The following is a 19,902-nucleotide window of genomic DNA, read 5'->3' as shown; positions in this document are numbered from 1 at the left end:
GGCGAGACGCCGTGCCGAAGGCGCCGTATCATGCACGGTTTATGGCAGCCGGCGGCGCAGACCGTCGGAGCCTGCCTTGAACGACGAGAACGAGCATGGCCAGAACCCGAGCATTCAACCGCGAACAGGCGCTGCAACAGGCGATCCGGGTCTTTTGCGACAAGGGTTTCAGCGCGGCGTCCACCGACGAGTTGATGCAGGCCATGCAGCTTGGCCGGCAGAGCATGTACAACACCTTTGGCGACAAGCGTACGTTGTACATGCACGCCATGCGGCAGTACATCGCCGACAGCGTCAGTGACCTGATCCTCAAGCTGGGCAAGGGGGCTTCGCCCCTGGCCGGCCTGGAATCGGCCCTGCTGGCGTTTGTCTCACGGGTACAGTCGGAGGGGACCGCCGGTTGCATGGGGGTCAACGCGGTCTGTGAGTTCGGCGTCGAGGATGCCGAGATCAACCAGCTGCGCGAGAGCGCGGCGCAGACCTTGATGGCGGCGTTCGAACGGGCGTTGCACGAAGCTCGGGAAGCGGGGGAGATCGACCGCGAGATCGATATCCCCGCCGCGGCCCGCTACCTGATGAGCAGCCTGGGCGGTCTGAAGATCAGTGCCAAGGCCGGGGCACCGGTTCAGGTCCTGCAGGAGACTGCGAGGTTTGCCCTGCGCAGTCTCAGATAGGTGGCTGAAGGCTGTAGGCGGCTGAAGGTTCAGGCGCCGGCCTTGGTTTCCGGCAGGAACCAGTTCAGCACCAGGGCGCAGATGCCGCCGGTGGCAACACCCGACTCCAGCACATTGCGCAGCGCCGCCGGCATATGGGCGAGGAACTCCGGCACCTGGGAAACGCCAAGCCCCAGTGCCAGGGACACGGCGATGATCAGCAGGGCACGACGGTCGAGGGTGATGCTCGCCAGGATGTTGATGCCCGAGGCCGCGACGGCGCCGAACATGACCATGGCCGCTCCCCCCAGTACCGGCTCCGGCACGGCCTGGATCGCCCCGGCGACCGAAGGGAACAGGCCCAGCAGTACCAGCATCAGGGCGATCCACTTGCCGATATGCCGGCTGGCAATCCCGGTCAGCTGAATCACGCCGTTGTTCTGGGCGAAGATCGAGCTGGGAAAGGTGTTGAAGACACCGGCCAGCAGCGAGTTGGCGCCGTTGACCAGCACGCCGCCCTTGATCCGCTGCATCCACAGCGGACCTTCCACCGGCTGGCGCGACACCTTGCTGGTGGCGGTGACGTCGCCGATGGCTTCCAGGGAAGTGACCAGGTAGATCACCAGCATCGGAATGAACAGCGCCCAGGAAAATCCCAGTCCGAAGTGCAGCGGTGTCGGCACCTGGAACAGCGGCGCTTCGTGCATGCCGGTGAAGTCCAGGCGTCCCAGGTAACCGGCCAGGGCATAGCCGGCGGCCAGGGCGATGACGATCGCGCAGCTGCGCATCCACACCAGCGGGATGCGGTTGAGCACGACGATGATCGCCAGCACCACCCCGGACAGCAGCAGGTTCTCGCCGTTGGCGAAGGTGCCGTTGCCCATGGCGCTGAAGCCGCCGCCCATGCTGATCAGGCCGACCTTGATCAGGGTCAGGCCGATCATCAGGACGACGATGCCGGTCACCAGCGGGGTGATCATGCGCTTGACGAAAGGCAGGATGCGCGAGATGCCCATCTCGACGAACGAACCGGCGATGACCACGCCGAAGATCGCCGCCATCACCGCTTCCACCGGCGTGCCTTGCTTGACCATCAGGGCGCCGCCGGCAATCAGCGGGCCGACGAAGTTGAAGCTGGTGCCCTGGACGATCAGCAAGCCGGCGCCGAAGGGGCCGAAGCGCCGGCACTGGACGAAGGTGGCGATCCCGGAGATCACCAGCGACATCGAGACGATCAGGTTGGTGTCCCGCGCCGAGACGCCCAGGGCCTGGCAGATCAGCAGGCCGGGGGTGACGATCGGCACGATGATCGCCAGCAGGTGCTGCAGCGCGGCCAGCAGGCCGATCAGCAGCCGGGGCCGGTCTTCCAGGCCGAGGATCAGTTCGTTGGCCTGGGGCGCGGCGGTGGGCGGAGTCTGGTGAGAGGTCATGGCGGGGCCCTGAAAAAATTAGGCGGCGATTCTACTGCAACACCCTTCAGTTGCGTGAAGCACAATCGGTAGGCGCGACCTTGAGATCGCCATCGCCAGCAAGCCGGCTCCCACGGGTCGGTGCCTCTCCGCAAAATAGCGTCGCGCCTGAAACCTTGTGGGAGCTGGCTTGCCGGCGATGAACGATAACGCGGTGTTCCTGCAAGCCGGCTCCCACGGGTCGGTGCCTCGCCGCCAAATAGCGTCGTGCCTGAAACCTTGTGGGAGCTGGCTTGCCGGCGATGAACGATAACGCGGTGTGCCTGCAAGTTGGCTCCAGGGAGTTTATTCGAGAATATCGAAGCCGCTGCTGCCCAGGCGCTCGCCATTGATCAGCAGGTGCACCGCGTGATGGCCGCTGTAGTGCTTGCGGGTGGTCAGTTCACGAATGTGCTGGCGCCGACTCAGGGTTTCGCTCGCGCCAGCGGCCAGGTGCAGGGTCTTGAGCTTGAAGACCTTGGTCGAGGTGCCGCCGTTGGCCTTCACGTAGTCGATGCCGTAGTCGATCACCAGCTTCTGGCTGGCCGGTGCCGTGGAGGCCAGGGTGAAGGAGAGGGTGACGCTGTCGCCAAGGCGGATCACTGCCGGCTCGACCTTCAGTTCCAGCACCTCGACCTGGGCCTTGGCGCCTGCGCCCATCAGCGCCAGGGCCCGTGGATTGCCCTGCTTGATCAGGCTGCGCAGGGCATGGCGGGCGATCCAGGCGGTACGCGGGTCTTCCAGCGACCAGCCTTCGATCAGGTCCAGCACCCAGTCGGGATGTTCCTTGGTGATATCGTTGAGGTGATTGGCCACCGACTTGCGCACGTACAGGCTGTCATCGCTCTTGAGTCGCTCGAGTATGCCGGCGGCCAGGCTCGGGTCGGCCTGGATCCGTGCCAGTCGGAACGACCACGGCAGGCGCGGTCGCGAACCTTCGCTGGCGAGGCGCCGGACATGTTCGTTGGTGTCCGAGGCCCAGCTTTCCATCACCGCCAGGGTGCGTTCGAAATCGTTGAGCAGGAAGTGGCGGATGGCGAATTCGGCGGAGCCGAAGGTGGTGAAGTACTTCAGGGCCTCCATCGACAGATCGAAATCCTTCGCCCCGTAGCTGGCGACATAATGCGGCAGGCACAGGGTGACAAAGCTGCTGTTGAGGCGCGGGGCGAGCTGGCGCAACACCTTGAGCGATTGCTTGTAGGTCAGTGGCAGCACGGCGTGCAGGCTCTCGCTGACCCTGGCCAGGCGCTGCATGATCGACAGTTCGTCCAGGCCCTGGTGGGTCAGGCCGAGAAAGCCGGCACTGTCGAAATCGGGATACACCGCGCGCATTTCGCTGGCGATATGCTGCAGGCGTTCGCTGTTGAAGATCTCCTTCAGCGCCGGGGCTTGTTCCGTGCTCATGGCGATACCTTTTCCGTTAGAACGTTGGCGGGGTGATGACCCAGATGACCACGGCCTCGACATCGCCGGGGTTGCCGTAGCGGTGCGGTTCCTGGCTGGAGAAGCTGAAACTGTCGCCTTCGGCCAGCAGGAAATGCCGCTCGCCGACCCACAGTTCGAAGACGCCGGACAACAGGTAGCCGGCTTCCTCGCCTTCATGGCTGTAGCTTTGCTGGCTGTAGGTGCCCGGCGGGAAGCGCGAGTGGAGGATTTCCAGCTGGCGGTTGGGTTGCGGGGTCAGCAACTGGTCGACGATACCGTCCTCGTAGTGCACGCTCAGGCGGCTGTTCTTGCGCACTACATAGCCGTTGTCTTCGGGAGCGGTGGTGGCTTCGCTGGCGAAGAACCACTGGATGGTCACTCCCAGGCTGCGGGCGATATTGAACAGGGCCGGGATCGACGGGTAGGCGAGATTGCGTTCCAGTTGGCTGATGTAGCCGGCGGTGAGCTCGGCCTGGGTCGCCAGTTCGGTCAGGGTCATGCCGCGCCGTTTGCGCAGGCCGCGAATACGCGTGCCGAGAAACTGCGGGCCCGCTGCGGTGCTGTCGCCGGCGGGCGTTGGGGCGTTGCTCATGACCAGCTCCGATCCTTGAAAGGGCCGCAGTATAAGGCACTTGGCGCTTATTGAGGTGCAACGAAACCTTGTAGGAGCCGGCTTGCTGGCGATGGCGTCCCGAGGGGCGGTGCAAGGTTCGGGAACCTCATCGCCGGCAAGCCGGCTCCTACAGGGGATGGTGTGGGGTATCAGATTTCCCAGGCCACCTTCAGGCCCTCGTAGATCGCTTCTTCCACCGTGCGCGGCGCCAGGCAGTCGCCGATCCGGCGAAACTCCACCAGCCCCTGCAACTGGTCGCCGAGGGTGTCGACCGGTTGATGGCCCTGGCACAGCACCAGGGTATCGACGTCCTCGAACAGCATCGGCTCGCCGCTGGCGGTGTGTTGCAGGTACACGGTGCTGTCGTCGCAACCATAGAGCCGGGCATAGGGGGTGATGGCAATGCCCAGGCGGTGCAGTTCGCCCGCCAGTTGATCGCGCACATAGAGGGGCAGGTTCTCGCCGCAATGGGTGCCGTTGACCGCCAGCCGTACCTGATGCCCGGCGCGCACCAGTCGCTCGGCAATCCCCGGGCCGATCCAGTCGCAACGCCAGTCGACCACCACCACCGAACGACCGATCGGCACTTCGTCACGCAGCACCTGCCAGGCATCCACCACCTGCAGTTCGCCGCCGCGCTCGAACGGCGGCCAATAGGGTTCGGCCCCCGTGGCGACGATCACCTGGTCCGGCCGCTCGCGCTCCACCAGCGCCCGGTCGACCCGGGTATTGCGCAGCACCCGTACGCCTGCCAGCTCCATCTCCCGTTGCAGGTTGGTGCTGGCGCCGCCGAACTCGCTGCGTCGTGGCAGCAACTGCGCCAGCAGGACCTGGCCGCCCAGTTGCGACCCGGCTTCGTACAGCGTCACCTCATGGCCGCGTTGAGCCGCGACGGCCGCGGCCTTCATCCCCGCGGGGCCGCCGCCGACCACCATCACCCGCTGACGTCTGGCCGTGGCGATCAACTGTCCGTACTGCAACTCGCGACCGGTTTCCGGATGCTGGATGCAACTGATCGGCAGACCCTTGTGGAAGTGGCCGATACAGGCCTGGTTGCAGGCAATGCAGGCGCGGACGTCTTCGCTGTGGCCGCTGTCGGTCTTGTTCGGCATCTGCGGATCACAGATCAGTGCGCGGGTCATGCCGCACACGTCCGCCTGGCCGCGGGCAATGATCAGCTCGGCTTCCTGGGGCTGGTTGATCCGCCCCGTCACGAACAGCGGAATCGACAGGCTGGCCTTGAAGGTCCCGGCTTCCTTCGCCAGGTACGCCGCCTCGATGGCCATCGGCGGCACGATATGTATCGCACCGCCAAGGGAGGCCGAGGTGCCGGCGACGATGTGCACGTAGTCCAGTTCACCTTGCAGTCGCACCACGGCGGCCAGGGATTCGTCTTCGGTCAGGCCTTCGGGATCGCGCTCGTCGGCGCAGATCCGCAGGCCGATGATGAACTGCGGGTCGCTGGCCGCCCGTATCGCCGCAATCACTTCCCGCAGGAAACGCAGGCGCTGGTCGAGGTCGCCGTTGTAGCCGTCGGTACGCCGGTTGACCCGTGGGTTGAGAAATTGCGCCGGCAGGTAGCCGTGGCTGGCGACCACCTCCACGCCATCGATGCCAGCTCGGTGCAAGCGCCGGGCGGCAGCGGCATAACCGCTGACGATCTCGTCGATCATCGTCTGGTCCAGCGCCCGGGGCATGACCCGGAAGCGCTCGTTGGGCACGCTGGACGCCGAGTAGGCGACGGCCAGCAAGCCGTCGCTGGACTCCATGATTTCCCGGCCGGGATGAAATACCTGGGACAGCACGACCGTGCCCTGTGCATGACAGACCTCGGCCAGCCGCCGGTAGCCGTCGATGCAGGCATCGTCGGTGGCCATCAGCACATGGGAGGTGTAGCGCGCACTGTCGTGGACCCCGGCCACCTGCAGCACGATCAGGCCGACGCCGCCCTCGGCGCGAGCCCGGTGATAGGCGATCAACTGTTCGTTGACCAGGTTGTCGGTCGGCATGGAGGTGTCGTGTCCGCTGGACATGATGCGGTTCTTCAGGCGCTTGCCGCGCAGTTGCAACGGTTCGAACAGGTGGGCGAAGGCGTGCGGGGACGACGGCATGGCGACACTCCGGGCGACCCGGAATCGATGCCGGGCAGTTGTTATTGTTCTTGTATGAAAATTTACCTGTAGTAAAAAATCAACTTATATTTTTACTATGAAAGATATCGGATGCTCACAAATCAGAACACCAAGGGCCTTTCAATGTGCGGGCAAGCCAGTAAAGTAGCCAGGGTCGGGCGCTGCCGTGGCGCACCGTCGGCCTGAGCCGATCCACCTGCCTGAGGGAGTCCTCCGCTTGAACGACCTTCTGCATACCGCTGCCGCGCCGGCAGCCATCGAGCGCCAATTGCGCGAGCAACTGGCGGCCTGTTATCGCCTGGTTGCGCACTTTCGCATGACCGACCTGATCTTCACCCATATCTCCCTGCGCCTGCCCGGGCCGGATCACCATTTCCTGATCAACCCCTACGGACTGATGTTCGAGGAGATCACCGCGTCGAGCCTGGTGAAGATCGATCTGGACGGCCGGGCGGTGGAGGATTCGCCGTACCCGGTGAATCCGGCCGGCTTCGTGATCCACAGTGCGATCCATGGCGCGCGCAAGGATGCCCACTGTGTGCTGCACACCCATACCCGGGCCGGTTGCGCGGTGGCGGCCCTCAAGTGCGGGCTGCTGCCGGTGAACCAGATCTCCATGGAGTTCTACGGACGCACGGCTTACCACGACTATGAAGGCGTGGCGCTGGACATGGATGAGCAGGCACGGCTGGTGCACGACCTGGGGGACAAGTCGGTGATGGTGCTGCGCAATCACGGTTTGTTGAGCGTGGGCGAGACGGTGGGCCAGGCGTTCCTGCGCATGTACTACCTGGAAAAGGCTTGCCAGATCCAGGTCACCGCCCAGGCCTGTGGCGAGCTGGTGTTGCCGTCCCATGAAGTCTGTGCGCATACCGAGCGCCAGTTCAACGATCCGGGGCGGCCGGTGGAGGAAGGGCAACTGACCGACCCGGACGCCATGGAGCTGGCGTGGTCGGCGATGCTGCGCCTGCTGGATCGGGTGGCGCCGGATTATCGGGATTGATGCTTTTCGAATGAGCGCCGGGAGTTGTGTATACGACACTCCACTGTAGGAGCGGGCTTGCCCGCGAAGGCGTCAGTCCTGACGCTGCAAGGCTTGAGGGCCTCATCGCTGGCAAGCCAGCTCCCACAACGGCGCCTGGCTGGGCACAAGATTGCAACCCTGTGGGAGCGGGCTTGCCCGCGAAGTCGTCAGTCCTGACGCTGCAAGGCTTGAGGGCCTCATCGCTGGCAAGCCAGCTCCCACAACGGCGCCTGGCTGAGCACAAGATTGCAACCCGGCACGGACCTTGTGGGAGCGGGCTTGCCCGCGAAGGCGTCAGTCCTGACGCTACAAGGCTTGAGGGCCTCATCGCTGGCAAGCCAGCTCCTACATGGGATGGTGTCAGTCGGTTGAAACGGGTACGCCATCAGACATGCAACGCATGCCCCAGCGCCCGCAGGGCCGCCTCCTGCACCGCTTCACCCAGGGTCGGATGGGCATGGATGGTCCCGGCGATATCTTCCAGGCGCGCGCCCATTTCCAGCGACTGGCCAAAGGCGGCCGCCAGTTCCGAGACCCCGGCACCCACCGCTTGCCAGCCGACAATCAGGTGATTGTCACGCTGCGCCACCACCCGCACAAAACCGCTTTTCGCTTCCAGGGTCATGGCGCGGCCATTGGCGGCGAACGGGAAGTTCGACACCAGGCAGTCCAGTCCGGCAGCCTTGGCTTCGTCCGGCGTCTTGCCAACCACCACCAGTTCCGGGTCGGTAAAGCACACGGCGGCAATGGCCGTGGGGTTGAACTCGCGGTGCTTGCCGGCAATCAGTTCGGCAACCATTTCGCCTTGTGCCATGGCGCGGTGGGCCAGCATCGGCTCGCCGGTCAGGTCGCCGATGGCCCAGACATTGCGCATGCTGGTCTGGCAACGGTTGTCGATGCGGATCGCCGCGCCGTTCATTTCCAGGGCCAGCGCCTCGAGGTTCCAGCCCTGGGTACGCGGCTTGCGGCCGACGGCCACCAGCACCTGGTCGGTCGCCAGCTTCAGGGTTTCACCCTGGGGATCGCGTACCTCAAGGGTGGTTGTCGCGGCATCGAAGCCTTCGACACTGTGGCCCAGGAGGACGCTGATGCCCAGGGCCTTGATCGACTCGGCCACCGGCTGGGTCAGTTCGCGGTCGTAGGTCGGCAGAATCCGCTCGCGGGCCTCGACCACCGTCACTTCTGCGCCGAGCTTGCGGTAGGCAATGCCCAGTTCCAGGCCGATGTAGCCGGCGCCGACCACGATCAGGCGCTTGGGAATCGAGGTCGGGGCCAGGGCTTCGGTGGAGGAAATCACCGCGCCGCCCACCGGCAGCATCGGCAGGTTGACTGTCTGCGAACCGCTGGCCAGCAGCAGGTGTTCACACTGGATGCGCAGGCCGTCGACTTCGACGTGCTTGCCGTCGATCACCTTGGCCCAGCCATGAATGACCTTGACCCCGTTCTTCTTCAGCAGCGCCGCGACGCCACTGGTCAGGCGGTCGACGATGCCGTCCTTCCACTCGACGCTCTTGCCGATATCCAGGGTCGGTGCCGACACCTTGATCCCCAGTGGCGAGGTATCGCCGCTGTAGCTTTGCGTGGTGTGGAACTGTTCGGCGACATGGATCAGCGCCTTGGACGGGATGCAGCCGACATTCAGGCAGGTGCCGCCCAGTGCCTGGCCTTCCACCAGCACGGTGGGAATGCCCAGTTGCCCGGCACGGATGGCCGCGACGTAACCGCCGGGGCCGCCACCGATGATCAGCAGGGTGGTGTTTTGAGTCTGTTGCATGGTCACTCCACAAACAGGCAGGCGGGTTGTTCGAGCAGGCCGCGAATGGCCTGGATGAATTGCGCCGCGTCCATGCCGTCGACCACGCGGTGATCGAAGGAACTGGAAAGGTTCATCATCTTGCGAATGACGATCTGGCCCTTGATTACCACGGGCCGCTCGACAATGCGGTTGACGCCGACGATGGCGACTTCCGGCAGGTTCAGCACCGGCGTGCTGACGATGCCGCCGAGGGCACCGAGGCTGGTCAGGGTGATAGTCGAGCCGGACATTTCCTCACGCGTGGCCTTGCCCGTGCGTGCGGCCTTGGCCAGGCGGTTGATCTCGTCCGCGGTGCCCCACAGGTTGAGGCTTTCGGCATGCCGTACCACCGGCACCATGAGGCCGCCGTCGGTCTGCGCGGCGACGCCGACATGCACCGCGCCGTGGCGGGTGATGACCTGGGCTTCATCGTCGTAGCGCACGTTGATCTGCGGGAAGTCGCGCAGGGCCACGACCAGCGCCCGCACGAGGAACGGCAGCAGGGTCAGCTTGCCGCGGCTGTCGCCGTGCTTGTGGTTCAGGTGCACGCGCAGTTCTTCGAGGGCCGTGACATCGACTTCCTCGACATAGCTGAAGTGCGCGGCACGGCGCTTGGCGTCCTGCATGCGCTGGGCGATCTTGCGGCGCAGGCCGATCACCGGGATCTGCTCTTCGTCGGTGCGTCGGGCATAGCCGCTGCCGCTGCTCTGCACGGGTTGCCCGGCCTGGGCCAGGTAGGCGTCCAGGTCGTCGTGGAGGATTCGTCCCGCCGGGCCGCTACCCTGGACGAAACGCAATTCGATCCCGGCATCCCAGGCGCGCTTGCGCACGGCCGGGGAGGCCAGCGGACGTTCATCGGCCTGGCGTGCCACCGGCGCCGGGCGTGCCGCTGCCGGGGTAGCCGCGGGCTTGGCGGCCGGGCTTTCGACTTTCGGTTCGGCAACCGCTGCCTGCGCTACCGGAGCGGGAGCCGGAGCCGTCTTGGTCGCCGGGGCTTCGCAGCCCTCACGGAGGTTGCCGGCGCCTTCCACTTCAATGCTGATCAGGATGCTGCCGACCGCCATGACTTCACCCGGCTGGCCGCCAAGGGAAATCACCTTGCCGTGGACCGGCGAGGGAATATCGACCATGGCCTTGTCGGTCATGACGTCCGCCAGAACCTGGTCCTCGACCACCAGGTCGCCGACCTGGACATGCCACTGGGACAGTTCTACTTCTGCGATGCCTTCGCCAATGTCAGGCATCTTGATGACGTGGGTACCCATTCAGACCTCCATGACCCGTTTCAAAGCCGCCCCGACACGCACCGGACCCGGGAAATACGCCCACTCCTGTGCATGAGGGTAGGGCGTGTCCCAGCCGGTGACGCGCTCGATCGGCGCTTCCAGGTAGTGGAAGCAGTGCTCCTGGATCAGCGAGATCAGCTCGGCACCGAAGCCGCAGGTGCGCGTGGCTTCGTGGACGACGACACAGCGACGGGTTTTCTTCACGGAATTGACGATGGTTTCCAGGTCCAGCGGCCACAGGCTGCGCAGGTCGATGACTTCGGCATCGACACCGGTTTCCTCGGCGGCGGCCTGGGCCACATAGACGGTGGTGCCATAGGTGAGGATGGTCACCTCGCTGCCCGGCCGGACAATCGCGGCGCTGTCCAGGGGCACGGTGTAGTAGCCGTCGGGCACGGCGCTGGCCGGGTGTTTCGACCACGGTGTTACCGGGCGGTCGTGATGGCCGTCGAACGGGCCGTTATACAGGCGCTTGGGTTCGAGGAAGATCACCGGATCATCGTTTTCGATGGCGGCGATCAGCAGGCCCTTGGCGTCATAGGGGTTGGACGGCATGACGGTACGCAGGCCGCAGACCTGGGTGAACATGGCTTCCGGGCTCTGGCTGTGGGTCTGGCCGCCGTAGATGCCGCCACCGCAGGGCATGCGCAGGGTCATCGGCGCGACGAACTCGCCGGCCGAGCGATAGCGCAGGCGCGCCGCTTCCGAGACGATCTGGTCGGAGGCCGGGTAGAAGTAGTCGGCGAACTGGATTTCCGCCACCGGCCGCAGGCCGTAGGCGCCCATGCCGACCGCGACGCCGACGATCCCGCTTTCCGAGATCGGCGCATCGAATACCCGCGAGGTGCCGTACTTGCCCTGCAGGCCTTCGGTGCAGCGGAACACGCCGCCGAAGTAGCCCACGTCCTGGCCGAACACCACCACGTTGTCGTCGCGCTCGAGCATCACATCCATGGCCGAGCGCAGGGCCTGGATCATGGTCATGGTGCTGGTCGCCACGGCGTTCTCCGTTTGCAGTTTGCTGTGATCGTTCATGACTTATAACCCCAATTCCTGGCGCTGCCGACGCAAGTGGTCGGGCATTTCCTTGTAGACGTCCTCGAAGATGGTCGCGGCGCTGGGCATCTGCCCGCCGGCCAGGGTGCCGAAGCGCTCGGCTTCTTTCTGGGCGGCGATGACCTCGGCCTCCAGTTCGGCGCTGACGCTGGCGTGTTCTTCTTCGGACCATTGGCCGATGGCGATCAGGTGCTGCTTGAGGCGCGTGATCGGGTCACCGAGGGGGAAGTGGCTCCAGTCGTCGGCGGGGCGGTACTTGGACGGATCGTCGGAGGTGGAGTGCGGCCCGGCGCGGTAGGTCACCCACTCGATCAGGGTCGGGCCGAGGTTGCGCCGGGCGCGTTCGGCGGCCCAGGCGGAGGCGGCATAGACCGCGATGAAATCGTTGCCGTCGACCCGCAGCGAGGCGATACCGCAGCCCACGCCACGTCCGGCGAAGGTGGTGGCCTCACCGCCGGCGATGGCCTGGAAGGTAGAGATCGCCCACTGGTTGTTGACCACGTTGAGGATCACCGGGGCGCGGTAGACGTGGGCGAAGGTCAGGGCGGTGTGGAAGTCCGATTCGGCGGTGGCGCCGTCGCCGATCCAGGCCGAGGCGATCTTGGTATCGCCCTTGATCGCCGAGGCCATGCCCCAGCCGACGGCCTGGACGAACTGGGTGGCGAGGTTGCCGGAAATGGTGAAGAAGCCATGTTCGCGGACCGAATACATGATAGGCAGTTGCCGGCCCTTGAGCGGATCGCGCTCGTTGGACAGCAGTTGGCAGATCAGGTCCACCAGCGGCACTTCGCGGGCCATCAGGATGCTTTGCTGGCGGTAGGTCGGAAAGCACATGTCGGTGACGTTCAGGGCCAGGGCCTGGGCGCTGCCGATGGCTTCCTCGCCGAGGCTCTGCATGTAGAACGACATTTTCTTCTGGCGCTGGGCGACCACCATGCGGGTGTCGAAGATCCGCGTCTTGAGCATGGCACGCATGCCCTTGCGCAGGATCTCCACCGGCACGTCCTCGGCCCAGGGACCGAGGGCCTGGCCCTTGTCGTCGAGCACGCGGATCAGGCCCCTGGCCAGGTCGGCGGTGTCGGCGGGTTCGACGTCGATGGGCGGTTTGCGGACCTGGCCGGCATCGGTCAGGCGCAGGTAACTGAAGTCGGTCTTGCAACCGGGACGGCCTGAGGGTTCAGGAACGTGCAGGCGCAGCGGTTCGTACGCTGAGGTCATGGCTTTCTACGCTCTATCTTGTGAATTTCTTGTAGTGGGCGCGCTAGCTGGCAATCATTCCCTGGGTAAGGGAAATCTTGTCCTACAACAATCATAGGCCGGTCGTAGGAGAATATTTCTCTCTGTTTGGTTGCGCTTGAAGGTATTTGCAGATAAAAAATCTTCATAACCATAAAAAACAGGTGTTTTTATCTCATGCGCAAACTGGATCGTACTGACATCGGGATTCTCAACAGCCTTCAGGAGAATGCCCGCATCACCAACGCCGACCTGGCCCGCTCGGTCAACCTGTCGCCGACGCCGTGCTTCAACCGGGTCAAGGCGATGGAGGAACTGGGGTTGATCCGCGAGCAGGTGACCTTGCTCGATCCGGAACTGTTGGGGTTGCACGTCAACGTGTTTATCCACGTCAGCCTGGAAAAGCAGGTGGAAGAGGCGCTGCAGCATTTCGAGGCGGCGATCGCCGATCGGCCGGAGGTGATGGAGTGCTACCTGATGGCGGGGGACCCGGATTACCTGATTCGCGTTCTGGTGCCGACCATCCAGGCGCTGGAGCGCTTCATGATGGACTTCCTGACCAAGGTGCCGGGCGTGGCGAACATCCGCTCCAGTTTCGCGCTCAAGCAGGTGCGCTACAAGACGGCGCTGCCGTTGCCGGCGGGCGGCCTGAACCTGGCCCTGTGACAGGGCGATGCATGGGCAAAGGCAAGGAGGAGGCGAGGGGAACTTTCGTCAGCCGCGACCGTGGGCGGCAGGGCTGACGAGTGTGAAGTCCTACAGAGGGTCTTTCTTTTCTCCGGCAGACAGGCCGGCCTGGATACGCTGGTAAATCTCTTCACGATGCACGGCGACGTCCTTGGGGGCGTTGATGCCAACCCGGACTTGCTGGCCGCTAACGCCCAGAATCGTGATCGTGATGTCGTCACCGATGTTGATGCTTTCACCGACTTTGCGGGTGAGTATCAGCATGTCTTTCTCCTTGATTGTTACTAAGGTGCCTTTCGCAGGCATTCCTGGCTTAGGTCTTACACACAGAATACCGCCAAGTTCATTCGAGCGGGTGGTTCATTACAGACGTCATTTCATTCTATTTAATTCCCCGAAGCCGGAAAATCGTCGGTAATTCAGCCTGATAAGACAGGAGCAGCCCAGTTCAACTAAGGTTGAGACAAGCCGTAAGGTGATAAAATCACATTAACTGATCATTACGGGAGACGCTTTGTGCGCAGAATAGCAGTGATGGTGGCATTCGTGGTGCTGGCCGGTTGTGGCGATGGTTCGGGAAACAAGGTCGAGCCGGTCAAGGCGGCCGTTGCGCCGGTGCCCGCGGCTGCGGCAACCACGGGATGGGACCTGCTGATCAAGGATGACAAGTCCAAGGCGCTGACCGACTGGACCGCCTGGCTGATCGAGCACGGCTTCCCGTTCAAGATCCTCGACGACGGTCGGGTGATTGCCGGGCCGTTCGCGAGCAAGGAAATTGCCGAGCAGAAAAAGGCGCAACTGGCCGACAAGCAGAACATGGATTCCGAGGTCGTGGAGCACAAGGCGCAGCCTTGATAACGCAGGGGAGCCGGTTTGCCGGCGATGGCGGTTGATCGTTCCCACGCTCCGCGTGGAATGCCGCCCAGGACGCTTTGCGTCCGCTCTGTCGGTGACGCGGAGCGTCACCCGATGCGTTCCCACGCAGAGCGTGGGAACGATCATCACTTCTGTAGGCGCCGGCACGTCGGCTCCTACAGAAGGATGTGTAGGGTAAGGTCAGCCGCAGGCCTTCAGGTCTACCGCCCCGACGAACTCGTTGCCACGGCCCATCACGCAGGCCACGCTCTGGTTGCGCTGGCGTTCCCAGACCTGCACCGGGTAGGTCTTGTCCCACGCCTCATACAACTGGCGATCCTGTTTCGACAGGCGCAGGCCATACTGCTTGCTCATGTAGAAATAGGTGCGGGCGATCATCCCGCGAATAGAGGGCCGCGGCATGACCTTCTTCGCCTTGAAGTCGACCTGGGTCAGGCACGAACCGTATTGGCCTTTCTGCTCCGGCAGCCAGCCGAAGCTGAAGTTGCTGCGGTCGCCGTTCACTTCGCCGATGCTCGGCACCAGGTTGTGCAGATCGGCTTCGGCGCGCTTGTAGACCGGATCGTGCTGGCTGCATTGCTTGCGCCCGCCCTGTTGCCAGCACTGGCGCTGGTGGCCGATCTGCCAGGCGGGGACGATATGTTCCCACTCGATGCGCGCGGCACGGTTGGCGTTCTTGCGCGGGACATAACCGCAGGCCTCGAGATTGACCCGGTTGCCGCTGTACTTGCAGCCGCAATAGAACTCCGTGGACTGCCGTTCATAGAGTTTCCAGGCGACTTTCTTGGCTTCGGCGAAGGTGCGTGGGGCCTCTGCCTGGGCCGGCAGCAGCCAGCCCAGGCAGAGCAAAGCGATAACGCGCACAAGCATTGTTTCAGTCTTCCTTCGGCACGACCCAGAAAATCTGCACGCCACCGTCATCGCGGTAGGCGAGGGTGACGTTGTCGTTCTCGGCGATTTCCTCGAGCAGTTGTTCCCACTCGTCGACGGACTCGTCCAGCAGGCGGAAGATCAGCGCGGCCCTGGCTTTCTGGGCGGTGGGCGAGTTGATGATTTTCTGTACGCGCAGGCCCATGCGTTCGTAGGAGCTGGGGACGGCGGAAGCTGAGGTTGGGTTTGCCACGGAACAATCCTTAATAAGCTGTACGTGCATACAGTATTTAACTGTAAGCAATTTCGCAACTCCCAGCGAGGGCTGGTGCGGTTTCTGACAACAGCTTTTGCGATTTGATGTCGGTCGTAGGAAAAATTATAAGAATTTACAGTGGGATAGATGTCGGTCGGTGATTCTTGAACGGTAGGGCTTTTCAGCTTTTGCGGGGGGAGGCGGGGGTGACTTTAGGGGGGGGATGTATCGGTGGGGGATACAAGGTCGTACAGGATGGCTAAAGATCAGGCGATTGCCGCCGATACACCGGTACAGAAAATTTTCCTGAGGTTCCTATGTCCATGTCAGTCGGTTTTCCTTCTCCTGGCGGTTTGCTGATCAACGGCAAGCTGCCTGGTTCGACGGAGTCCAAGACCATCGCCATGACGGACGAGATCGACAAGGCGGTGAAAGACACCAGCGAGGCCGACGCGAAGGACGGCAAAGTGAAGACCGGCGGGGCCGCTGCCGATGCGCCGGATGCCGACAGCGGCGCAAGCTCGCAGAACATCACGATCAAGATGCTGCAAAAGCGCATGAAGGAATTGCAGGAACTCTTGCGTCAGCAGGAACAGCAACTGGCCGCGGCGGAAAAGGCCTCCTACCCATCGGATGATGTGCGCACCACCACGCTGATGGGGATCCAGGGCCAGATTTCCCAGACCAACGGCAGCCTGATGGAAGTGGCCAATGCCTTGGTCAAGGCGCTGACCGATCAGGCGGGCAAGGGCTCTGCGATCAACACCACTGCCTGATCGTCCCTTCGCGTCGACGTTTTGTCGATGACGCTTTTTTCATGAAATTCTCTGGTTGAAACCCCTGCAACCCCGTTGACAAAAGTCAGCGGGGTTCTCATAGTTTGTCTCACGCAAACGTTTGCGCGGACTGTTTCAGGGGCTTTCTCCAAAAGTCGCATCCGAAGTCCTGTCGCGCTCCTGGCGTTGCTCACAATAATCATAAGATCGGAGTGAACCCATGAAGTTGCCATTCGCTGGACGTCTTCTCGCTGTCGCTGTGCTGGCTGCCGCCTCTGCCGCTCTGCCACTTTCTTCGGCCTTCGCCGCAGAAACCGCCAAGCCGAAAGTCGGCCTGGTCATGAAATCCCTCGCCAATGAATTCTTCGTCACCATGCAGGATGGCGCCAAGGATTACCAGAAAGCCCACGCCGCCGATTTCGACATGATCACCAACGGTATCAAGAACGAAACCGATACCGCCGCGCAGATCGATATCGTCAACCAGATGATCCTCTCCAAGGTCGATGCCCTGGTGATTGCCCCCGCCGACTCCAAGGCCCTGGTGACCGTGCTGAAAAAAGCCAGCGACGCCGGGATCAAGGTCGTCAACATCGACAACCGCCTGGACCCGGACGTACTGAAAAGCAAGAATCTCGATATCCCTTTCGTAGGGCCGGATAACCGCAAGGGTGCCCGCCTGGTGGGTGACTACCTGGCCAAGACCCTGGCGGCCGGTGACAAGGTCGGCATCATCGAAGGCGTACCGACCACCACCAACGCCCAGCAGCGTACCGCCGGGTTCAAGGACGCGATGGACGCGGCCGGCATGAAGATCGTTTCCACCCAGTCCGGTAACTGGGAAATCGACCAGGGCAACAAGGTTGCCTCCGCCATGCTGAGCGAGTACCCGGACCTCAAGGCCTTGCTGGCCGGTAACGACAACATGGCCCTGGGCGCCGTTTCCGCGGTACGTGCCGCGGGCAAGGCTGGCAAGGTGCAAGTGGTCGGCTACGACAACATCGAGGCCATCAAGCCGATGCTCCAGGATGGCCGTGTCCTGGCCACCGCCGACCAGGCCGCTGCCCAGCAAGCCGTCTTCGGTATCCAGAACGCGCTCAAGCTGGTCAAGGGCGAGAAGGTCGACAGCGTCAACGGCGTGATCGAAACCCCGGTCGAACTGGTCCTCAAGAAGTAATCCCTGCACTTGGCTGCACCCAACAGCGCCCGCTCGTCCTGAGCGGGCGCCTGGAGACTTTCCTATGTCATCTTCCGCACCGAACGCTGTCCTGTCGGTCAGCGGTATCGGCAAGACCTACGCGCAACCTGTCCTGAGCAACATCGACCTGACGCTGATGCGTGGGGAAGTGTTGGCGCTGACCGGTGAAAACGGCGCGGGGAAAAGCACGCTGTCGAAGATCATCGGCGGGCTGGTCACACCGACCACCGGCCAGATGCAGTTCAATGGCCGGGCCTATACCCCCGGCAGTCGGACCCAGGCTGAAGAGCAGGGGATCCGCATGGTCATGCAGGAGCTCAATCTGTTGCCGACGCTGTCGGTGGCGGAGAACCTGTTTCTCGACAACCTGCCCAGCCATGGCGGCTGGATCAGTCGCAAGCAACTGCGCAAGGCCGCCATCGAGGCGATGGCCCAGGTCGGCCTGGACGCGATCGATCCGGATACCCTGGTCGGCGAGCTGGGCATCGGCCACCAGCAGATGGTGGAAATTGCCCGCAACCTGATCGGCGATTGCCATGTACTGATTCTCGACGAGCCGACCGCGATGCTCACCGCCCGCGAAGTCGAAATGCTCTTCGAGCAGATCACCCGCCTGCAGGCCCGTGGCGTGTCGATCATCTATATCTCCCACCGGCTCGAAGAACTGGCCCGGGTCGCCCAGCGCATCGCGGTACTGCGCGACGGCAATCTGGTCTGCGTCGAACCGATGGCCAATTACAACAGCGAGCAACTGGTCAACCTGATGGTGGGCCGCGAACTCGGCGAACACATGGATATGGGCGTGCGCAAGATTGGCGCGCCGGCCCTGACGGTCAAGGGCCTGAGCCGTGCGGACAAGGTGCTCGATGTTTCCTTCGAGGTACGTGCCGGAGAGATCTATGGCATCTCCGGCCTGATCGGCGCGGGCCGCACGGAGCTGTTGCGCCTGATCTACGGTGCGGATATCGCCGACAGCGGCACGGTGTCCCTCGGTTCGCCGGCGCAGATCGTGGACATCCGCTCCCCGGTGGATGCGGTACGCCATGGCATTGCGCTGATCACCGAGGATCGCAAGGGCGAGGGGCTGCTGCTGACGCAATCGATCAGCGCCAATATCGCCCTGGGCAACATGCCGGCGATTTCCAGCGGCGGCGTGGTCAACGGTCGTGACGAAACCGCCCTGGCGCGGCGGCAGATCGAGGCCATGCGCATTCGCAGTTCGAGCCCGGACCAACTGGTGTCCGAGCTGTCCGGCGGCAACCAGCAGAAGGTGGTGATCGGCCGCTGGCTGGAGCGCGACTGTTCGGTATTGCTGTTCGATGAGCCGACGCGCGGGATCGACGTCGGTGCCAAGTTCGATATCTATGCCTTGCTCGGCGAACTGACCCGCCAGGGCAAGGCGCTGGTGGTGGTGTCCAGCGACCTGCGCGAACTGATGCTGATCTGCGACCGGATCGGCGTGCTGTCGGCCGGGCGCCTGATCGAAACCTTCGAGCGCGACACCTGGACCCAGGACGATTTGCTTGCTGCCGCCTTTGCCGGCTACCAAAAACGTGACGCGCTGCTCAACGATGCGGCGCCTAGGGATACCCTATGAAAACTGCACCCTCGGCCGGTAAAGCCAGTCGCAACTTCTATGGCCTCGGCACCTACCTGGGGCTGGCCGGCGCGCTGTTGGCGATGATCATCCTGTTCTCCAGCCTGAGCAGTCATTTCCTGTCCTATGACACCTTCAGCACCCTGGCCAACCAGATTCCCGATCTGATGGTGCTGGCGGTGGGCATGACCTTCGTACTGATCATCGGCGGCATCGACCTGTCGGTGGGCTCGGTACTGGCGCTGGCGGCGTCCGCGGTCAGCGTGGCGATTCTCGGCTGGGGCTGGGGCGTGTTGCCGGCGGCGGTGCTGGGCATGGGTTGTGCGGCCCTGGCCGGGACCATCACCGGTTCGATCACCGTGGCCTGGCGGATTCCGTCGTTTATCGTGTCCCTCGGCGTGCTGGAAATGGCCCGTGGTGTCGCCTACCAGATGACCGGCTCGCGCACCGCCTATATCGGCGACTCGTTCGCCTGGCTGTCGAACCCGATCGCCTTCGGTATCTCGCCGTCGTTCATCATCGCCCTGGCGATCATCATCGCGGCGCAGTTGGTATTGACCAGGACCGTGTTCGGTCGCTACCTGATCGGTATCGGCACCAACGAGGAAGCGGTACGGCTGGCGGGGATCAATCCCAAGCCCTACAAGATCCTGGTGTTCAGCCTGATGGGGTTGCTGGCCGGGGTCGCGGCCCTGTTCCAGATCTCGCGCCTGGAAGCGGCTGACCCGAACGCCGGTTCCGGCCTGGAACTGCAAGTGATCGCCGCCGTGGTGATCGGTGGCACCAGCCTGATGGGCGGACGCGGCTCGGTGATCAGCACCTTCTTCGGTGTCCTGATCATCTCGGTACTGGCGGCCGGCCTGGCGCAGATCGGCGCGACCGAACCGACCAAGCGGATCATCACCGGTGCCGTGATCGTCATCGCGGTGGTGCTCGATACCTACCGCAGCCAACGCGCCCGTCGGCGGGCTTGA

The 19,902-nt window shown here is 63.5% G+C and carries 19 protein-coding genes; 8 read left to right on the top strand and 11 right to left on the bottom strand.

Annotated elements, in window-relative coordinates; all coding sequences use genetic code 11:
* Nucleotides 1-95 precede the first annotated feature (95 nt).
* Nucleotides 96-674, top strand: coding sequence for a TetR/AcrR family transcriptional regulator (locus tag ACL9RJ_RS22950; protein ID WP_017128210.1), 579 nt, complete (start codon nt 96-98; stop codon nt 672-674).
* Between the two features lie 29 nt (nt 675-703).
* On the opposite strand, the gene ACL9RJ_RS22945 is transcribed toward ACL9RJ_RS22950, so the two are convergent.
* The 4 genes from ACL9RJ_RS22945 to ACL9RJ_RS22930 all read right to left on the bottom strand — a co-directional run bounded on the left by ACL9RJ_RS22945 (nt 704) and on the right by ACL9RJ_RS22930 (nt 6,250).
* The gene (locus ACL9RJ_RS22945) at nt 704-2,083 is read right to left on the bottom strand and encodes a nucleobase:cation symporter-2 family protein (protein ID WP_017128211.1); all 1,380 of its coding nucleotides are present in this window, start codon (nt 2,081-2,083) and stop codon (nt 704-706) included.
* Nucleotides 2,084-2,407: 324 nt separating this feature from the next.
* A complete protein-coding gene (locus tag ACL9RJ_RS22940) occupies nt 2,408-3,505 on the bottom strand; it encodes a DNA alkylation repair protein (protein WP_177088415.1) in 1,098 nt (365 codons plus the stop codon).
* 16 nt (nt 3,506-3,521) lie between these two features.
* Nucleotides 3,522-4,118 (bottom strand): helix-turn-helix domain-containing protein, encoded by a 597-nt coding sequence (locus ACL9RJ_RS22935; protein WP_177088413.1) that lies wholly within the window; start codon nt 4,116-4,118, stop codon nt 3,522-3,524.
* A gap of 170 nt (nt 4,119-4,288) precedes the next feature.
* Complete coding sequence (locus ACL9RJ_RS22930) at nt 4,289-6,250, bottom strand: FAD-dependent oxidoreductase (protein WP_177088411.1); 1,962 nt, start codon at nt 6,248-6,250, stop codon at nt 4,289-4,291.
* A 238-nt stretch (nt 6,251-6,488) separates the two neighbouring features.
* On the opposite strand from ACL9RJ_RS22930, the gene ACL9RJ_RS22925 reads away from it, so the two are divergent.
* Nucleotides 6,489-7,274, top strand: a complete 786-nt coding sequence (locus ACL9RJ_RS22925) for a class II aldolase/adducin family protein (RefSeq protein WP_017128215.1) — start codon at nt 6,489-6,491, stop codon at nt 7,272-7,274.
* Nucleotides 7,275-7,680: 406 nt separating this feature from the next.
* On the opposite strand, the gene lpdA is transcribed toward ACL9RJ_RS22925, so the two are convergent.
* Genes lpdA through ACL9RJ_RS22905 form a run of 4 tightly spaced genes read right to left on the bottom strand, consistent with a single transcriptional unit; the run spans nt 7,681 to nt 12,650 of the window.
* Nucleotides 7,681-9,069: a dihydrolipoyl dehydrogenase gene (lpdA, locus tag ACL9RJ_RS22920; RefSeq protein WP_422765695.1), complete on the bottom strand. Its 1,389-nt coding sequence runs from the start codon at nt 9,067-9,069 to the stop codon at nt 7,681-7,683.
* Between the two features lie 2 nt (nt 9,070-9,071).
* On the bottom strand, nt 9,072-10,355 hold the full coding sequence (locus ACL9RJ_RS22915) for a dihydrolipoamide acetyltransferase family protein (protein ID WP_422765694.1): 1,284 nt from the start codon (nt 10,353-10,355) through the stop codon (nt 9,072-9,074).
* On the bottom strand, nt 10,356-11,411 hold the full coding sequence (locus ACL9RJ_RS22910; RefSeq protein ID WP_017128217.1) for an alpha-ketoacid dehydrogenase subunit beta: 1,056 nt from the start codon (nt 11,409-11,411) through the stop codon (nt 10,356-10,358).
* 3 nt (nt 11,412-11,414) lie between these two features.
* Entirely contained in the window at nt 11,415-12,650 is a 1,236-nt protein-coding gene (locus ACL9RJ_RS22905; protein ID WP_422765693.1) for a 3-methyl-2-oxobutanoate dehydrogenase (2-methylpropanoyl-transferring) subunit alpha, read from the bottom strand.
* A gap of 195 nt (nt 12,651-12,845) precedes the next feature.
* Between ACL9RJ_RS22905 and bkdR the strand changes: the two genes are divergently transcribed.
* Nucleotides 12,846-13,334, top strand: a complete 489-nt coding sequence (gene bkdR, locus ACL9RJ_RS22900; RefSeq protein WP_177061814.1) for a Bkd operon transcriptional regulator BkdR — start codon at nt 12,846-12,848, stop codon at nt 13,332-13,334.
* Between the two features lie 90 nt (nt 13,335-13,424).
* On the opposite strand, the gene csrA is transcribed toward bkdR, so the two are convergent.
* A complete protein-coding gene (gene csrA, locus ACL9RJ_RS22895) occupies nt 13,425-13,619 on the bottom strand; it encodes a carbon storage regulator CsrA (RefSeq protein WP_017128220.1) in 195 nt (64 codons plus the stop codon).
* Nucleotides 13,620-13,871: 252 nt separating this feature from the next.
* On the opposite strand from csrA, the gene ACL9RJ_RS22890 reads away from it, so the two are divergent.
* Entirely contained in the window at nt 13,872-14,210 is a 339-nt protein-coding gene (locus ACL9RJ_RS22890; RefSeq protein WP_244861837.1) for an SPOR domain-containing protein, read from the top strand.
* A gap of 201 nt (nt 14,211-14,411) precedes the next feature.
* Here the strand turns inward: ACL9RJ_RS22890 and ACL9RJ_RS22885 are convergent, their stop codons facing one another.
* The gene (locus ACL9RJ_RS22885) at nt 14,412-15,101 is read right to left on the bottom strand and encodes an endonuclease (protein ID WP_017128222.1); all 690 of its coding nucleotides are present in this window, start codon (nt 15,099-15,101) and stop codon (nt 14,412-14,414) included.
* 4 nt (nt 15,102-15,105) lie between these two features.
* A complete protein-coding gene (locus tag ACL9RJ_RS22880; protein ID WP_083875435.1) occupies nt 15,106-15,405 on the bottom strand; it encodes a DUF1654 domain-containing protein in 300 nt (99 codons plus the stop codon).
* A gap of 269 nt (nt 15,406-15,674) precedes the next feature.
* Between ACL9RJ_RS22880 and ACL9RJ_RS22875 the strand changes: the two genes are divergently transcribed.
* The 4 genes from ACL9RJ_RS22875 (at nt 15,675) to ACL9RJ_RS22860 (ending at nt 19,902) form a co-directional block, all read left to right on the top strand.
* Complete coding sequence (locus tag ACL9RJ_RS22875) at nt 15,675-16,133, top strand: hypothetical protein (protein WP_244861838.1); 459 nt, start codon at nt 15,675-15,677, stop codon at nt 16,131-16,133.
* 220 nt (nt 16,134-16,353) lie between these two features.
* Complete coding sequence (locus tag ACL9RJ_RS22870; protein WP_042936334.1) at nt 16,354-17,310, top strand: sugar ABC transporter substrate-binding protein; 957 nt, start codon at nt 16,354-16,356, stop codon at nt 17,308-17,310.
* Nucleotides 17,311-17,374: 64 nt separating this feature from the next.
* On the top strand, nt 17,375-18,928 hold the full coding sequence (locus tag ACL9RJ_RS22865) for a sugar ABC transporter ATP-binding protein (RefSeq protein WP_177088403.1): 1,554 nt from the start codon (nt 17,375-17,377) through the stop codon (nt 18,926-18,928).
* A complete protein-coding gene (locus tag ACL9RJ_RS22860) occupies nt 18,925-19,902 on the top strand; it encodes an ABC transporter permease (protein ID WP_017128227.1) in 978 nt (325 codons plus the stop codon). The genes ACL9RJ_RS22865 and ACL9RJ_RS22860 overlap by 4 nt, the downstream gene beginning before the upstream one ends.

It is taken from the genome of Pseudomonas sp. Mn2068 (genome assembly GCF_049319725.1).
Lineage (GTDB): Bacteria > Pseudomonadota > Gammaproteobacteria > Pseudomonadales > Pseudomonadaceae > Aquipseudomonas > Aquipseudomonas gingeri.
Note: the sequence above shows the minus strand (reverse complement) of the source record. Positions and strands in the feature narration are given on the sequence as shown.

What these genes read in the sequence shown, in the direction of transcription:
- ACL9RJ_RS22930 (WP_177088411.1), bottom strand. Translation starts at nt 6,250, where the DNA reads ATGCCGTCGTCCCCGCACGCCTTCGCCCACCTGTTCGAACCGTTGCAA.
- csrA (WP_017128220.1), bottom strand. Translation starts at nt 13,619, where the DNA reads ATGCTGATACTCACCCGCAAAGTCGGTGAAAGCATCAACATCGGTGAC.
- ACL9RJ_RS22905 (WP_422765693.1), bottom strand. Translation starts at nt 12,650, where the DNA reads ATGACCTCAGCGTACGAACCGCTGCGCCTGCACGTTCCTGAACCCTCA.
- lpdA (WP_422765695.1), bottom strand. Translation starts at nt 9,069, where the DNA reads ATGCAACAGACTCAAAACACCACCCTGCTGATCATCGGTGGCGGCCCC.
- ACL9RJ_RS22885 (WP_017128222.1), bottom strand. Translation starts at nt 15,101, where the DNA reads ATGCTTGTGCGCGTTATCGCTTTGCTCTGCCTGGGCTGGCTGCTGCCG.
- ACL9RJ_RS22875 (WP_244861838.1), top strand. Translation starts at nt 15,675, where the DNA reads ATGTCCATGTCAGTCGGTTTTCCTTCTCCTGGCGGTTTGCTGATCAAC.
- ACL9RJ_RS22950 (WP_017128210.1), top strand. Translation starts at nt 96, where the DNA reads ATGGCCAGAACCCGAGCATTCAACCGCGAACAGGCGCTGCAACAGGCG.
- ACL9RJ_RS22860 (WP_017128227.1), top strand. Translation starts at nt 18,925, where the DNA reads ATGAAAACTGCACCCTCGGCCGGTAAAGCCAGTCGCAACTTCTATGGC.
- ACL9RJ_RS22910 (WP_017128217.1), bottom strand. Translation starts at nt 11,411, where the DNA reads ATGAACGATCACAGCAAACTGCAAACGGAGAACGCCGTGGCGACCAGC.
- ACL9RJ_RS22945 (WP_017128211.1), bottom strand. Translation starts at nt 2,083, where the DNA reads ATGACCTCTCACCAGACTCCGCCCACCGCCGCGCCCCAGGCCAACGAA.
- ACL9RJ_RS22940 (WP_177088415.1), bottom strand. Translation starts at nt 3,505, where the DNA reads ATGAGCACGGAACAAGCCCCGGCGCTGAAGGAGATCTTCAACAGCGAA.
- ACL9RJ_RS22865 (WP_177088403.1), top strand. Translation starts at nt 17,375, where the DNA reads ATGTCATCTTCCGCACCGAACGCTGTCCTGTCGGTCAGCGGTATCGGC.
- ACL9RJ_RS22935 (WP_177088413.1), bottom strand. Translation starts at nt 4,118, where the DNA reads ATGAGCAACGCCCCAACGCCCGCCGGCGACAGCACCGCAGCGGGCCCG.
- ACL9RJ_RS22870 (WP_042936334.1), top strand. Translation starts at nt 16,354, where the DNA reads ATGAAGTTGCCATTCGCTGGACGTCTTCTCGCTGTCGCTGTGCTGGCT.
- ACL9RJ_RS22915 (WP_422765694.1), bottom strand. Translation starts at nt 10,355, where the DNA reads ATGGGTACCCACGTCATCAAGATGCCTGACATTGGCGAAGGCATCGCA.
- bkdR (WP_177061814.1), top strand. Translation starts at nt 12,846, where the DNA reads ATGCGCAAACTGGATCGTACTGACATCGGGATTCTCAACAGCCTTCAG.